The organism is Novosphingobium sp. (assembly GCF_965214355.1).
Classification (GTDB): Bacteria; Pseudomonadota; Alphaproteobacteria; order Sphingomonadales; family Sphingomonadaceae; genus Novosphingobium.
Genome location: NZ_CBDCBI010000002.1, coordinates 3,123,109 through 3,137,531, shown reverse-complemented (window position 1 = coordinate 3,137,531; position 14,423 = coordinate 3,123,109). Strand labels below are relative to the sequence as shown.

The 14,423-nt window shown below is 60.8% G+C and carries 15 protein-coding genes; 11 read left to right on the top strand and 4 right to left on the bottom strand.

All coding sequences use genetic code 11. From position 1 onward, the window contains the following. Positions 1–26: 26 nt before the first annotated feature. The gene (locus tag ACOOE2_RS14625; RefSeq protein WP_420383719.1) at positions 27–380 is read right to left on the bottom strand and encodes a hypothetical protein; all 354 of its coding nucleotides are present in this window, start codon (positions 378–380) and stop codon (positions 27–29) included. 190 nt (positions 381–570) lie between these two features. On the opposite strand from ACOOE2_RS14625, the gene ACOOE2_RS14620 reads away from it, so the two are divergent. The 7 genes from ACOOE2_RS14620 (at position 571) to ACOOE2_RS14590 (ending at position 7,031) form a co-directional block, all read left to right on the top strand. Then, the gene (locus ACOOE2_RS14620) at positions 571–1,194 is read left to right on the top strand and encodes a LuxR C-terminal-related transcriptional regulator (protein WP_420384623.1); all 624 of its coding nucleotides are present in this window, start codon (positions 571–573) and stop codon (positions 1,192–1,194) included. 270 nt (positions 1,195–1,464) lie between these two features. Continuing rightward, positions 1,465–2,232 carry a bacteriorhodopsin-like gene (locus tag ACOOE2_RS14615; protein ID WP_420383718.1) on the top strand — a complete coding sequence of 256 codons (768 nt, stop codon included), beginning with the start codon at positions 1,465–1,467 and terminating at the stop codon, positions 2,230–2,232. 2 nt (positions 2,233–2,234) lie between these two features. Then, positions 2,235–3,206 (top strand): Brp/Blh family beta-carotene 15,15'-dioxygenase, encoded by a 972-nt coding sequence (locus ACOOE2_RS14610; RefSeq protein WP_420383717.1) that lies wholly within the window; start codon positions 2,235–2,237, stop codon positions 3,204–3,206. A gap of 176 nt (positions 3,207–3,382) precedes the next feature. After that, positions 3,383–4,903, top strand: coding sequence for an aldehyde dehydrogenase (adh, locus tag ACOOE2_RS14605; RefSeq protein WP_420383716.1), 1,521 nt, complete (start codon positions 3,383–3,385; stop codon positions 4,901–4,903). After that, on the top strand, positions 4,900–5,286 hold the full coding sequence (locus ACOOE2_RS14600) for a DUF779 domain-containing protein (RefSeq protein WP_420383715.1): 387 nt from the start codon (positions 4,900–4,902) through the stop codon (positions 5,284–5,286). The genes adh and ACOOE2_RS14600 overlap by 4 nt, the downstream gene beginning before the upstream one ends. A gap of 88 nt (positions 5,287–5,374) precedes the next feature. Next, complete coding sequence (locus tag ACOOE2_RS14595; RefSeq protein ID WP_420383714.1) at positions 5,375–5,638, top strand: DksA/TraR family C4-type zinc finger protein; 264 nt, start codon at positions 5,375–5,377, stop codon at positions 5,636–5,638. A gap of 244 nt (positions 5,639–5,882) precedes the next feature. Beyond that, complete coding sequence (locus tag ACOOE2_RS14590; protein ID WP_420383713.1) at positions 5,883–7,031, top strand: MFS transporter; 1,149 nt, start codon at positions 5,883–5,885, stop codon at positions 7,029–7,031. A 222-nt stretch (positions 7,032–7,253) separates the two neighbouring features. On the opposite strand, the gene ACOOE2_RS14585 is transcribed toward ACOOE2_RS14590, so the two are convergent. Both ACOOE2_RS14585 and ACOOE2_RS14580 read right to left on the bottom strand, forming a co-directional pair. After that, positions 7,254–9,020, bottom strand: coding sequence for an outer membrane beta-barrel protein (locus tag ACOOE2_RS14585; protein WP_420383712.1), 1,767 nt, complete (start codon positions 9,018–9,020; stop codon positions 7,254–7,256). Positions 9,021–9,497: 477 nt separating this feature from the next. After that, the gene (locus ACOOE2_RS14580; protein ID WP_420383711.1) at positions 9,498–10,241 is read right to left on the bottom strand and encodes a hypothetical protein; all 744 of its coding nucleotides are present in this window, start codon (positions 10,239–10,241) and stop codon (positions 9,498–9,500) included. A 106-nt stretch (positions 10,242–10,347) separates the two neighbouring features. Here ACOOE2_RS14580 and ACOOE2_RS14575 point away from each other — a divergent pair, with 106 nt between their 5' ends. The 4 genes from ACOOE2_RS14575 (at position 10,348) to ACOOE2_RS14560 (ending at position 13,417) form a co-directional block, all read left to right on the top strand. Then, positions 10,348–10,638 (top strand): transposase, encoded by a 291-nt coding sequence (locus tag ACOOE2_RS14575; RefSeq protein WP_420383710.1) that lies wholly within the window; start codon positions 10,348–10,350, stop codon positions 10,636–10,638. Positions 10,639–10,671: 33 nt separating this feature from the next. Continuing rightward, a complete protein-coding gene (locus ACOOE2_RS14570; RefSeq protein ID WP_420383709.1) occupies positions 10,672–11,379 on the top strand; it encodes a transposase in 708 nt (235 codons plus the stop codon). 199 nt (positions 11,380–11,578) lie between these two features. Continuing rightward, complete coding sequence (locus ACOOE2_RS14565) at positions 11,579–11,911, top strand: hypothetical protein (protein WP_420383708.1); 333 nt, start codon at positions 11,579–11,581, stop codon at positions 11,909–11,911. A gap of 231 nt (positions 11,912–12,142) precedes the next feature. Beyond that, positions 12,143–13,417, top strand: a complete 1,275-nt coding sequence (locus ACOOE2_RS14560; RefSeq protein ID WP_420383707.1) for an MFS transporter — start codon at positions 12,143–12,145, stop codon at positions 13,415–13,417. 165 nt (positions 13,418–13,582) lie between these two features. On the opposite strand, the gene ACOOE2_RS14555 is transcribed toward ACOOE2_RS14560, so the two are convergent. Next, positions 13,583–14,311 (bottom strand): gamma-glutamyl-gamma-aminobutyrate hydrolase family protein, encoded by a 729-nt coding sequence (locus ACOOE2_RS14555; protein ID WP_420383706.1) that lies wholly within the window; start codon positions 14,309–14,311, stop codon positions 13,583–13,585. Between the last annotated feature and the right edge of the window lie 112 nt (positions 14,312–14,423).

The window sequence follows — 14,423 nt, the reverse complement described above, 5'->3', positions numbered from 1 at the left end:
GGTGTGGCGCAGGGTCGGCGCAACGGTCATGACGCTGCGCCCGCCGTGGCCCGAATGCCGCGTTTCATGTGGCGGTTTGAGCCTTCCCACAGGTCAACGTCCAATTCGATTTGCCCAAGGTGCAGCAGCCGTTCCATGGCAGCGGCAAAGCCCGCCACTTTAACCCCCTTGGCCTCTGGCATCCCCGCAAAGGTCTTTGGCGCGTAATTGCTTCCCGGCTGGTGCGACACATTGCGGCGCTGGTCGGTGCATATCGCGAGGCAGCGCAGGAATGCCGCGTTTTCACCATTGGCCTTGATGACGTTGGCCAGTTCCCGGCCCGCATCTGGCGATAGATCGGATTCCAGTACGAACGCCCCATCCTGCCACGCAAACCGCACCGCTTCAGGCCAGTGGTCGTTACTTCAAACCTTGCATCTGCAGTTAACGCGTTTCGCGCCTGTTGCGACGATCGCGATACCAGCTGGCCGCTTACAACGGACAATGCTTGGCCCAAAGGGCATGAACAAATCGGTGCCTTCATTGGCCGCCTCCGGTGTATGGGACAGTACGCATGGGGGGGTGGTTGATATGGGGCGAACGTTCGATGCCCAGGACTCGCGCGATCGCCATTTTCGCCTGGTTTCCGACAGCCCCATTCCGTCGGTGATCAGCGACCCGCGGTTGCCGGACAACCCGATCGTTGCCTGTAACGACGCTTTTTGCCAGTTGACGGGATATCCGGCCGATGAAGTCCTTGGCCGCAATTGCCGTTTCTTGTCGGGACCCGCCACAGAGCCATGGCTGACCGAGGAAATCCGTCGCGGTGTGCGCGATCACCGCCCGGTGATCGTCGAAATATTGAACTACAAACGCAGCGGGCAGCCGTTTCGCAATGCCGTTCTTGTGGCACCCATCTATGATGAGCGGGATGCCTTGCTGTATTTTCTCGGCTCGCAGGTGGAAATCGATGCCGATGTGTCACCACCGTCCAGTATGCGCCGGCTCCGGGCGGCAGAGATGGTCAAGGCGCTGTCGAATCGTCAGGGACAGGTTTTGAAGCTGGTCGCGAAAGGGTTGCTGAACAAGCAAATCGCCTGCGAACTCGACCTTGCGGAAAAGACTGTCAAGATGCACCGGGCCATCCTCATGCAGCGACTGGGGCTCAGAACCACGGCAGACCTGATCCGTCTCGCTGTTGAGGCCGGTTTATAGCGCACGACGTTCCAAGCGCTCCGCTTGGATACGGCACAACGTCCGTATCGGCTGACATCTGGCGGTCGGCTATTGCTTGCTCGTCGTCACAACGGCATCGCGGCACGCTTTTCTGCCATTCACCAAGCGATCCGTACAACCGCCATACTTCCCCAAGGGCGGTGTGACGACAATTCGGGCGCACGAAGATCGTCAGTTGCGATCCCAATACCGCCCGCAAGATCCTTGCCTGGCGCATTCGCAGGGCAAGTCACCGCGACGGAGACTTCGATGGATATCGTAACACCCTTCCAGTTTTCACTGGTGTACAATGCTTTTTCGTTCACTTTTGCAACAATGGGGGCCGCTACAGCATTTCTGTGGCTCAGCCGTTCGCAGGTTGCGCCCGCCTATCGCACCGCACTCACGATCTCGGGTCTCGTGACCGGTATTGCTGCCTACCATTACTTTCGCATTTTCGAGAGTTGGAACAGCGCCTATACGTTCAAGAACGGGATCGTATCGGCGACAGGATTTGCCTTCAACGATGCCTATCGTTACGTCGATTGGCTTTTGACTGTACCGCTGCTCCTGGTCGAATTAATCCTCGTCATGCGGCTCTCGCGCGTGGAAACGACATCGAAGACGCTGCGGCTCGGGTCGGCCGCCGCGCTGATGATTATCCTGGGCTATCCCGGTGAAATCGCAGGCGACATTCCGACGCGCGCGCTGTGGGGAACGCTGTCGGCGATTCCATTTGTTTACATCGTGTGGGAATTGTTTCGGGGCCTGGGCGACTCGATCAAGCAGCAACCGTTGGCGGCACAAGAGCTCGTGCGCAAGGCGCGGCTGCTGACGTTCGCGTCCTGGGGATTTTACCCAATCGTCTACATGGTTCCCTACACCGGCCTGACCGGCGGCACCGTGACCACCACCATCCAGGTCGGTTATACGATCGCCGATATCGTCGCGAAAGCCGGGCTCGGCATCCTCATCTTCCTGATCTCGGTACGCAAGTCGGAAGCGGAAGCGGGCAGCCTGAAGGCGCAAACCGCCTGAAGATGCGCGGTCTTGCTCGAGCGCAAAACGTGGAAGCCCTCCGCGCCCACCCAGGGCGCGGAGACTTCGTGCATCCGGTTTACTGGCTGGCCGCTTGTGCGCTTCTGGTCGCAACGCGGCTTGGCGTAGGGCTTGGCCAGCCGGCAGCAGTTGTCGCAGCGACGATCGTGTTTGTCTGCGGCGGAATGCCGCATGGCGCCTATGACATCGCGCTGTTGCGACAAGCGGTGAGGATTGACCGGCGCGCGATGCTGCTGGCGGTCGGCTGTTATGGCGCGATAGCGATTGCGATGGCGACACTTTGGGCCTGGCTGCCGTTGGCTGCGCTGATTGTGTTCCTGGTTACGTCTGCTGTGCATTTCGGCGAAGATTGGGTCATGTTGGATGACCCCCTGCTTCGTTTTGCGGCGGGCGCTGCGGTCATAGCTGCCCCTGCGATCGGTCATCCCGGGGATGTGTCGGCGTTGTTCATCGCAATGAGCGATGCGCGCGCGCAAATCATCGCGCAGATCATTGTCGCCGCAGCGCCCGTGGCCTTGCTGGTCACCGCCGTAGGCATCCTGATTGCGTGGCGCGACGGAAGCCGGCAATGGGCCGCAGCGATGGCGCTGTGCCTTGGTCTCTTGATCGTCCTACCGCCGGTTGCCGGGTTCGCCCTGTTCTTCGTTTTTCTCCATTCCCCGCGGCACCTGGTCCAGACCCGCTTTTTGCTGAAGACATGGCCGTTGTCGCAATGGCTCATGACCGGTCTGGCAATTTCCGGCGTTGCGATCGTCGGGTGGATCGGACTGCAGCACATGGAAATGCCACGCATCGACGCAACGATAGTGGCGCAGGGTTTTCAACTGATCGCCTCGGTGGCATTGCCGCACCTGCTGTTCTCGCGCTGGCTTGAAAGACGACTTGATCGGGCCGTCCTCTCTTGGCCGCCGCCTACGATGGGCGCTAGCCAATCGTCGACCACAGGACTCTGAAGCAATCGGGATAAATGCTATTGGCCCGGAGGTGCGCGCACAGCGATGTTTGTCTTGTCACACCGCATGGCGGGTCTATCATCGCCCTGCCTGACCGAAGGCGCATACGCCCGGTACGGCCGGCGGGACCGCCGATCGCGCGACCCACAAAGACATTCGATCGCAGGAGAGAGATGATGCTGCAACAGGCCATGGAAAAATTCGCCGGCAAGACGCTGATCCGCGAGCAGTATGAGAATTACATCGGCGGGGCTTGGGTCGCGCCGGCCAAGGGCGAATATTTCGACAACATCTCGCCTGTTACCGGCCAGGTCATCGGCAGGATCGCGCGCGGCACCGCCGCCGATATCGAGGCGGCGCTCGATGCTGCTCATGCCGCCAAGGACGCATGGGGCAAGATGTCATCGACCGAGCGGTCGAACATCCTGCTGAAGATCGCCGACCGGATGGAAGCCAATCTCGACCTGATCGCGATGGTCGAAACGATCGACAACGGCAAGCCGATCCGCGAGACGACCCATGCCGATATTCCGCTGGCGATCGACCATTTCCGCTACTTCGCCGGCTGTGCCCGCGCGCAGGAAGGATCGATCAGCGAGATCGATCACGATACCATCGCCTATCATTTTCACGAGCCGCTGGGCGTGGTCGGGCAGATCATTCCGTGGAATTTCCCGATCCTGATGGCGGTGTGGAAAATGGCGCCCGCGCTGGCTGCGGGCAATTGCATCGTGCTGAAGCCGGCCGAACAGACGCCGATGTCGATCCTGGTGCTGATGGAAATCATCGGCGACCTGTTGCCCGCCGGCGTGCTCAATATCGTCAACGGATTTGGCGTGGAGGCGGGCAAGCCGCTGGCGTCGAACAAGCGCATCAGCAAGATCGCGTTTACCGGCGAGACCACCACCGGCCGCCTGATCATGCAATATGCCAGCGAAAACCTGATCCCGGTCACACTGGAACTGGGCGGCAAATCGCCGAACATCTTCTTTGCCGACGTGATGGATGCCGACGACGACTATTTCGACAAATGCCTCGAAGGCTTTGCCATGTTCGCGCTCAACCAGGGCGAAGTGTGTACATGCCCCAGCCGTGCGCTGATCCAGGAATCGATCTATGACGCGTTCATCGAACGCGCGATCGAGCGCGTGAAAGCCATCAAGCAGGGCAGTCCGCTCGATCCTGCAACGATGATCGGTGCGCAGGCGTCGAACGACCAGCTCGAAAAGATCCTGTCGTATATCGACATCGGCCGGGCCGAAGGCGCGCAGGTGCTGACCGGTGGCGAGCGTGCGATGCAGCCGGGCGAATTGTCCGATGGGTATTACATGACCCCGACCTTGCTGAAAGGGCACAACAAGATGCGGATTTTTCAGGAGGAAATATTCGGCCCGGTGCTCGCGGTGACGACGTTCAAGGATGAGGCCGAGGCGCTCGAGATCGCCAATGACACGCTGTATGGCCTGGGCGCCGGAGTTTGGACCCGCGACGGCACGCGCGCCTATCGCATGGGTCGGGGTATCCAGGCGGGGCGGGTGTGGACCAATTGCTATCACGCATACCCCGCCCATGCGGCGTTCGGCGGGTACAAGCAGTCGGGCATCGGGCGCGAAAACCACAAGATGATGCTCGATCATTATCAGCAGACCAAGAACCTGCTGGTCAGCTACAGTCCCAAAAAACTCGGTTTCTTTTGACGCCGCGCCGCATTCTTTCGACGCCCGATGCCGATGCATGGATCGACATCCTGACGGCAAAGCACGGGCCGCTGATGTTTCACCAGTCGGGCGGGTGTTGCGACGGATCGGCGCCGATGTGTTTTCCCAAAGGCGAGTTCAGGGTAGGCGCGCAGGATGTGCTGCTTGGTGACATCGCCGGCGGGGTGCAGGTGTGGATCGGTGCGGCGCAGTTCGAATATTGGCGCCACACGCAAGTGACGATCGACGTCGTGCCGGGGCGGGGCGCGGGCATGTCGCTCGAAAGCCCCGAGGGCGTACGATTTATCGTGCGGTCGCGCATCTTTACCGATGACGAGACCGCCGAGCTGGCGGCGGCGGGCGAGCCGGCGCGCGGCGCGTAAGCACGGGGCTTGGAACTGTGCGCCGCGGTTCCCATTTATCCCGTTACCCCCGGATCGAAGGGCGATCGTGTGGGCGCGGAGAACTAGCATGGCCAATGGCTGGGGCCCTGACGATGGTGTTCAGACGCAGATCGACGACACGGTCGCCGACGCGGTAAAACGTGCGCGCGTGATGATGCCGGCGGGCGAGGGGACCGACATGTGCGAGGATTGCGGCGAGACGATCCCGCCCCGCCGCCGCGCGGCGCTGCCCGGAACGCGCACATGCGTCGCATGCCAGTCCACGCGCGATGCCGCGATCCGCAGCGTCGGGATCAACCGGCGTGGCAGCAAGGATAGCCAGTTGCGGTAATGTGACGGTGGCACCAGCTTTGCACGCTACACCGCGAACTTCACGCCATTAGCGTTTCGAAGTGACATTAATCGAAATCTTTGAGGTTCGGCTCGCGCCTGTTTTGTGCGGCGCGCGATAGGCAATTTGCTTACCGGACCAGGACCCACGCTGCTATCGCGCCCCGGCACGCATGACGGCGCAAGCCTCTGATACGGACCAAACACCCATGACATCCCCTATCGCCCGCCCCGCGGATGCCCCCGTGGCCCGCGTCCCGACACTTGCGATGGCGGCGGCGACCGGCATGGCGGTCGCAAATATCTATTACAACCAGCCGATGCTGGGCCTCGTCGAGCGCGACATGCCGGGGCCATTGGCGGCTATGCTGCCGACCGTCACGCAACTGGGGTACGCGCTGGGCCTGGTACTGATCCTGCCGCTGGGCGACCTGGTCGAGCGGCGGCGGTTGATCGTGGTGCAGTTCGGTGTGCTGGCGCTGGCGCTCGCACTGGTTGCGGCGGCACCCACGGCCTGGTTGCTGCTGGTTGCGGCCGCGGCGGTGGGGGCGGCCGCCACGGTGGCGCAGCAGATCGTCCCGCTGGCCGCGACGCTGGCACCGGCGGAACGGCGCGGCGCGGTTGTCGGCAGTGTGATGTCGGGGCTGTTGTGCGGGATCTTGCTCAGCCGGACGGTTTCGGGGCTGGTCGCGGCGCATGCGGGGTGGCGGGTGATGTTCGGGTTGGCGGTGCCGATAGCGCTGTTTGCCGGGGGGCTGATGGCCGTACGTCTGCCGGTCAGCCGGCCGGAAAGCGCATTACGCTACCGCGCGCTGATCGCCTCGCTGGCCGAATTATGGCGCGCGTATCCTGAATTGCGCAGCGGGGCGCTGAGCCAGGGGTTGCTGTTCGGCGCATTTTCGATCTTCTGGTCGGTGCTGGCGTTGCATTTGCAGGAGCCGCGCTTTGCCATGGGATCGGCCGCAGCCGGATTGTTTGGCGTGATCGGCGTGGTCGGCGTGGCGGCGGCGCCGCTGGCCGGCCGGATTGCCGATCGCCACGGATCACGCCCCATGATCGTGGCCGGCGCGGTGACTGTGCTGTTATCGTGGGTGATATTTTTTGTCTGGAATGCGCTGGCGGGACTGGTACTCGGGGTGATCCTGCTCGATTTCGGGGTGCAGGTGGCGCTCGTGTCGAACCAGCATGTGATCTATGCGTTGCGGCCCGAGGCGCGCGCGCGGCTGAACACCGTATTCATGACGGTCATGTTTCTGGGTGGCGCTTTGGGGTCGTTCGTGGCGGCGCTGGCATGGGCAAACGGCGGCTGGCATGCGGTGGCAGGCGCCGGGGCGATCGCGGCATCGGGCGCGGTGCTGATCCAGCTGCGCCAGTCGTATCGCAGCCGGCGGTAAGGTCAGGGGCAATATCAAGGAAGCGACCCTGGCGCAGACGCCCAGCGGCGATTGGCGGCTGTTTTACGAATACGCGGCACACGATGCATCGCGCATCGGCATGGCGCGCGGTCCCTCGGCGCAAGGGCCGTGGGCGAGCGGATTGCGCTGTATTATTCGCTGGAGGACCGGATGCTGCGGCGTGCGCTGGTCAGGCGCACGCGGTAGCAAGCCTGCGATCGCCTAGAAATGGACAATCACATCCCCGGACACCAGCAACTGGTGGTTCTTGGCCTGGCTGGCATCGCCGGTCGCCAGATTGATATTGAACGCTGCGGCATCGAGCGACCGGTAATACGCGATTTCGGGGCGGACTTCGATCTGGGGCGAAAACCAGTGCTGCCAGCCCACTGCCATTTCCCAATAGCGCGATTTTTGCCCGGTGCGCTGGCCCTGCTCGTCGTTGTAGTATTCGGCGCGGTACGACAGGTTGTCGAGCGGGGTCGGCTGATAATTCCAGTATGACAGCGCGGCAAACACTTTGGCTGTGCAGGATTGTGCCGCGGTATTGGCACACTGCGCGCCGCTCGGCCCGTTGAATGGATAATATTGCGGGCTGAACGGCGTACCGCCGCCATAATACAGGAAATATCCGGGCGATCCGGCGTCTACGTTGACCACTTTCTTTTGGTACAGGTAATAACTTTCGAACGCGACGTGCGCTTTGTCGGAAAACTTGTGGTAATACGTCCCGCCGAACCATTGCAGGTTATTATAACCCCACACGCCAGAATTGATCGCATCGGCGCACACGTAGATATTGTCGCGCGCTGAATTGGTCTGGTAGCGCGCGCACGCCGTAATCGACGGCCTGGCACCCGGGTCGCGCTTGAAGGTGGAATTGGGGTACAGCGTGTTGCTGATCGTGCCATAGGGCACGCCATTGGCATCGGCAAAGGCCGCACCATTGCCATTGGCCGCCCACGAAGCGGCGGTCACGGTTTGCGCATAGTTTGGAATATGCTCGTTGGCATTCCACAGCGCGGTGTCCGACCCAGCGCTGAACCCCAGTTGCAGGAACAGGTTTTTCGTCGCGGCCAGCGTCAGCTGGATGCCTTCGTTGGTATAGTTGTCGAACGTGTACGTCAGCGAATGGCTGTACATGTAATTGTTGGGCGCCAGCTGCGCCTCGATATCGGGAAGCGCGATATACCGGCCGAACCGGATCATCAAACCCTGGGCGATTTTCGGGATGAACACTTCGCCATAAATCATCGGCATATCGTAGCCGAGCGCCTTGTTCTTCTGATAGAACCCGCGATCGACCAGGAACCCGCGCGAAGCGGTATAGCGATAATCGCTGCCATAGATCCCCGAAACGCGAAAGCCCCAGTCGACATGATCGCTCTGCACGGTGTCGGGCGTGCGCTCGATATAGAGCACCGCCTGGTTCAGCAGCACGGTGTTGGGCGCAAACGCATAAGCGGCGGGCTGGTTGCCCTGGCGCACATGGCTCGACGAGATATTGCCACCGATGTCGATCCAGCCATAGGCCTGGATATGCGCCTTGGCCATGGCTTCGCCAAGGCCGGTGTCGGCGAGCGCGACCATCAGCGGGCTGTCGACCGAAGCGGGGCGATTGACGCCGAGCGAGGTGGTGCCACCATACGACCATTCGGTGAACGGATAGGGCGGTGATGTCTCGGGCGCGGGTGCCCAGTCGGCGCGGCGTGATGGCGGCGCATTGGGATCGGTCGCCAGCGGCGAGGACGGCTTGCCCCATTCCGCCGCCTGATAGTTGAAAAAGCGGCCGATCACGCTGGTGCCCAGGCTGGCGTCGGTGATCGTTCCTGCGGCAGGCGCAGCGGGCGTCGCCGCAGGCGCTGCCGTGGTCGATTGAACGGACTGTCCGCCGGCATCGTCGGATGGTGCCGCGACAGCGGTGCCCCCGGTGCTCAACGCCGTGCCAAGCAACAGGCCCGCATAAAGGCCAAGAGATGATCGCTTCATGAAATGCCCTCACGCCGGGGTCCCAAAGGCGCACGCGTCATGGCGTGCCGTCCTGTCCGGCTGGCAAGGGATCTAGGCGCCAGGCGGCTTAAGGTTCAAAGGTCATTGACGGCTGGGGCGTAAATATTGTGTAACGCCACGGGGGCGGCTTTGCGCCGCAGCTAACTGTAGGGATGATAAGTATACTGTCCCCGGAACTCCCTGTCCCCGGAACCCGGAACTCCCACCGGAACTCCCCAGAGATGGATATACTGTCCCCGGAACTCCCCGCTGTCCCCGGAACTCCCCAGCTTGTACCTGATTCGATGTGCTCAAATCGCCGGAGCTCTGAATTATTGTTGCATTACCGATCTCTGTTCCTGCGGCATCGGATAACGACTGACTGAGGCCAGAATCATAGCCGCGATCGTATGAATCCATAGCCAAAATTGCTACAAACAAGTCGCTATCCATCATTTTATTCCTCTTATTATTTATTTAGAATTCAATACCGTCGAGTATTGCAGGAATTTTACTTGTGAATGGATTAGATTTGTCATATCTATAGTCTTCTTTATGAGAAATCCATGGCAGTATTTTTCGGATACTATGCCCCAATGGATCACTTGTTTTTTCCAGAATAATCGACTTGAGCTTGTAGCCCTCACCAAAGGTAGCCGCGAGATTATCGGGGTCGACCACTTGGACACTATTCGGATCATTGATGTTTACAAATGTCACAAACCACGGATATCCCGACACGAACCGACCCGGCTCTGCTGCACCAGATGGCATTGCCCTCGGCAGAACTTGCGGGCCTTTCATAGCCATCGCCCTCCGGTACTGGATGTCAAAGGCGGTATTGTTGGGATTGTAGGGCTTCGCCATTTCATCTGGGGTGAGTTGAGCTAGCATTTGATATGCTCCTTGCGCCCAACCATGGTTGGCTGGGCTGGTCAGCAATGCGAATAGCGTTCGGCCGTCAGGCAGTTCGATGGCGGCTGCCTCACCCTTAACTTTGCCATGAATAGCCCCACCATCAAAAGGATTACTTTGACCTTCCTTATACATTCTCACTTCTATAACAGTATATCCAGAACGAATACCTTGCGGAGTTTGCACGATGACTGTCTCCTTGTAGCGGTAAGGAGGATAGGTCGTGCTGCCGCAACCAGCAATCAGAAGCACACTGAACAGTAATACTGCCTTGACTGCCCCAACGGTCAATTTATCTAGGTTCACGACAAACCTCCTTATGTGCGTTAGGAGGATATATTGACCCGCGACGAATTCGGGGGACAGTATACCTAATTGACGATATTCCAACCCTCCTATACGCTCCATGCCCATGGCCAGACTTGCTCGTATCGTTATTCCCTATGTTGCCCATCACGTGACACAGCGTGGTAACCGGCGCTTGCCGGTGTTCTTTTCCGACGCCGATCGGGATGTCTACCTCGGTCTGCTGTCCGAATTTGCGAGAACGTCGCGCACCCGATGCCTGGCGTGGTGCCTGATGGACAATCACGTGCATCTTGTCCTGGTCCCCGAAACGGCAGATGGCCTGCGTGCCATGCTGGCCGAGGCGCATCGCAGGTATACCCGCGACGGGAGTTCCGGGGACAGTATACCTAATTGACGATATTCCAATCATCCTATACGCTCTATGCCCATGGCCAGACTTGCTCGTATCGTCATTCCCCATGTTGCCCATCACGTGACACAGCGTGGTAACCGGCGCTTGCCGGTGTTCTTTTCCGACGCCGATCGGGATGTCTACCTCGGTCTGCTGTCCGAATTTGCGAAAACGTCGCGCACCCGATGCCTGGCGTGGTGCCTGATGGACAATCACGTGCATCTTGTCCTGGTCCCCGAAACGGCAGATGGCCTGCGTGCCATGCTGGCCGAGGCGCATCGCAGGTATACCCGCGAAATCAATTTCCGTGAAGGGTGGCGCGGCCATCTGTTTCAGTCGCGGTTTGCCAGTTATCCCATGGATCACGCGCATGTGATGGCGGCCGTGCGCTATGTGGAGCGCAATCCCGTTGCGGCAAGGCTTGTGGAGGATGCGGCCGATTGGCGGTGGTCAAGCGCACGCAGCCATATCCAGGGCAAGCGCGTAAAGGGCGACCCGCTGACCGATGTGCAGGCGTTGGGACGCCATGTGCCGAACTGGCGCGCGATGTTGCGCCACGGCGTCGAAGCCGGCGAACTGACCGAAGAAGGCGAGGCGGTCGCAGAGAGCATCGAAAAACGCCTTAACACAGGCCGTCCACTTGCCGCACCGGAATGGATTGCTGCGCAGGAAATCACCATCGGCCGACCGCTGGCCCCGCAAAAGCCGGGACCGAGGCCCCGGAACGGCATAGAAGGGAAATAAGTATACTGTCCCCGGAACTCCAGGCCCCGGAACGGCATAGAAGGGAAATAAGTATACTGTCCCCGGAACTCCAGTTAAGTATACTCGCCCCGGAACTCCCTGTCCTTGGGACTCCCCAGACCGGTGTTGATGGTTATAATGCCTATCTCGATTATCAAGATTGTTTGAATGGTAAATAAGATGCTTCCGGAGAACTGGCGTGGGCGTACGAATATTCGGAGCAATTATTGGTGCAATATCTTTGGTTATATTTTTCTTTTTTGTTTGGATCGGTTATCCAGAGAAAGGAAAAGTAGCGGCATTTGCGGTGTTGTCTTTGATATTTGGTGTAAAAATATCGTGGGATTTTCGAAATAAAAATTCCTTTTGGATTGTGATTGGTCTAGCTACCGCTGCACATATTTCCGCTATTTTTCTCATTAATTGGTCTCCAGAACGAATACCTTCCATTATTTTTTCGCCATTTGCTATTGCTGACATATTTTTAATTAGTTGGGCGGTGAAATTTTTAGATAAGAAGATTGATGCATGACAGCTTGGCGTTAACTGCTCACAGGAAGTTCCGGGGACAGTATACTTAATCGCCCGTCGCTCTGGCGGAACCGCCCTCGTGGGCATCGTGGCATGAAATGCTGAACTGCAAGACTCCATCGCGCATCGATGCATCAGTACGGCCCGCAGCAGACTTGAACCGATCGCGACGATCCCGCATGGTTTCCCGCATGAATTCGCAAACGCATCTCATCCGTCCGGCCCCCCGGCCATGACCGCGCCCCGCACCTGGTGGCGCCAGCGTGCGATCGTCGTGCTGGGCATCACTTTCGTCGGTCTGCTCGTGTCGGCCGGCGTGCGCTCGGCGCCCAGCGTGCTGATGGTGCCGTTGCAGCTGCATTTCGGGTGGGACCGGGCGACGGTTTCGGCGACGTCGGCGGTGGGGATCGTGCTGTACGGGCTGGTCGGGCCGTTTGCCGCTGCGCTGATGATGTCGGTCGGCATTCGCCGCACGATGGCGGGCGGATTGCTGCTGATGGGGCTGGCGACGCTGGCCAGCCAGTGGATGACTGCCAGCTGGCATTACATGCTGACCTGGGGGGTGATTTCGGGGCTGGGCAGCGGGGCGGTGGCCAGTGTGCTGGGCGCGGCGATCGTCACGCGCTGGTTCGCCGTGCGCCAGGGGCTGGCGATGGGCGTGCTGGCAGCCAGCACCGCGACCGGGTCGCTGATTTTCCTTCCCGTTCTGGCCTGGCTGACCAGTGCGGGCGCGTGGTTGCCGGTGGTGCGTGTGGTCGGGGTCGCGTGTCTGGTGCTGGTGCCGCTGGTGCTGGTGTTCATGCCCGAACATCCGCGCGATGTCGGCGCGCGGCGGTTTGGCGAAGATCACGACGTGCCGCAGGCAACACCGATTGCGGCGCGGGCGTCGCTGCTGTTTGCGTTCGATGTGCTGCGCCGCGCCGCGCGCCTGCCGACGTTCTGGCTGCTGTTCGGCACGTTTTTCGTGTGCGGGCTGACGACGAACGGGCTCGTCGGCACGCATCTGATAGCCTATTGCGGCGATCACGGGATTGCGCCGGTCGCGGCGGCCGGGCTGCTGTCGACCATGGGCCTGTTTGACCTGGTGGGTACGACGGCGTCGGGCTGGCTGACCGATCGCTATGATCCGCGCCGCCTGCTGGTGGCGTATTACGGGTTGCGCGGGCTTTCGCTGATCGTGCTGCCGTTCTGCAATTTCGGGCCGGCAAGCCTGGGTGTATTTGCGGTGTTCTATGGTCTCGACTGGATCGCGACGGTGCCGCCGACACTGGCGCTGGCGACGCGCGCGTTCGGCACGCGCGAGGCACCGATCGTCTATGGCTGGGTCAATGTCGGGCATCAGCTCGGCGCAGCGAGCGCGGCGTTCGGCGCAGGGCTCGTGCGTCAGATATTCGGGCGCTATGATCCGGCATTCATGGTCGCTGGCGCGTTTGGCGTGATCGCGGCAGGCGTGCTGATCATGTCGATTGCGCACAGCGGTTACAGGCGCGCAGAAGTGCCCGCCTGATTTTTTATCCGGCGCGCTGGAACCTGTCGCCGTTGCGTGTGTTTCTCAGGGGCAAGCGCCTCCCCCCCCCCCCCGCGCTTGCACAAATACCCGGTTCCTCGAACCGAGCGCCCCTTGCCCCGCCAGCGGGGCAAGGGGTTTTTTTTGGCCGGATGTCATCACGCTCTAGGCCCGCATCGCATCGCCCAGGGCCGTGAAAAACCAGCGCGACTGGGGGTTGTGCTCTGCATCCCATTCGGGATGCCACTGCACCGCCAGGACTTGCGAACGGTCGATCCGCGCTGAAAACGCCTCGACCAGCCCGTCGGGCGCGTATGCTTGCGCAGTCAGGCCCGAAGCCAGAGTTGCGATTGCCTGATAATGCACGGAATTGACCGTCATTGGCGCCGCGCCGAGCGCGCGCGCGATCACGCCATCGGCCACCGGCCTGACGGGATGATGGTGGGCAAACATCGCGTCTGTCGAAACCCCGGCGGGCGCGTGGTGCATCGCCTGCGCGCGGGGCGGCAGATGCTGCAACGTGCCGCCGAACACGACGTTCAATTCCTGAAACCCCCGGCAAATGCCGAACACCGGCTTGCCCGCATCGATCGCCGCGCGCGCCAGGGCCAGCGCGGTTTCGTCGCGTTGCGGATCATGCGGCCCATCGCCGCCGCCGCCATCGCCGCCATAGCGCCAGGATTCGAGGTTCGACGTGCTGCCGGTCAACAGCACGCCGTCAAGCCGCGCGGCCAGATTGCGCGTATCGGCAAGCGTGCCCAGCGCGGGCACGAGGACCACATCGGCATCCGACCAGCGCGCTGGTGCGCGCACATAGCGGTCGATCACGCGGTGGATCGTTTCGCCTTCGAATTCGCGGATGCAGCATACGATACCGAGCAACGGGCGGGTCATGAGCAAAACTCAACTGTGATCTTACGGTGGGGCGATTATAAGGATGCCATCGATCTGCGCAATCGCTGCCGCCGCGGGTCTTGCCGCGAACAGGGGCGACCGCAGCGCAAAC

Coding starts and splice junctions, on each gene's coding strand:
- ACOOE2_RS14620 (WP_420384623.1), top strand. CDS start 571: ATGGGGCGAACGTTCGATGCCCAGGACTCGCGCGATCGCCATTTTCGC.
- ACOOE2_RS14615 (WP_420383718.1), top strand. CDS start 1,465: ATGGATATCGTAACACCCTTCCAGTTTTCACTGGTGTACAATGCTTTT.
- ACOOE2_RS14610 (WP_420383717.1), top strand. CDS start 2,235: ATGCGCGGTCTTGCTCGAGCGCAAAACGTGGAAGCCCTCCGCGCCCAC.
- adh (WP_420383716.1), top strand. CDS start 3,383: ATGCTGCAACAGGCCATGGAAAAATTCGCCGGCAAGACGCTGATCCGC.
- ACOOE2_RS14595 (WP_420383714.1), top strand. CDS start 5,375: ATGGCCAATGGCTGGGGCCCTGACGATGGTGTTCAGACGCAGATCGAC.
- ACOOE2_RS14585 (WP_420383712.1), bottom strand. CDS start 9,020: ATGAAGCGATCATCTCTTGGCCTTTATGCGGGCCTGTTGCTTGGCACG.
- ACOOE2_RS14575 (WP_420383710.1), top strand. CDS start 10,348: ATGGCCAGACTTGCTCGTATCGTTATTCCCTATGTTGCCCATCACGTG.
- ACOOE2_RS14570 (WP_420383709.1), top strand. CDS start 10,672: ATGGCCAGACTTGCTCGTATCGTCATTCCCCATGTTGCCCATCACGTG.
- ACOOE2_RS14560 (WP_420383707.1), top strand. CDS start 12,143: ATGACCGCGCCCCGCACCTGGTGGCGCCAGCGTGCGATCGTCGTGCTG.
- ACOOE2_RS14555 (WP_420383706.1), bottom strand. CDS start 14,311: ATGACCCGCCCGTTGCTCGGTATCGTATGCTGCATCCGCGAATTCGAA.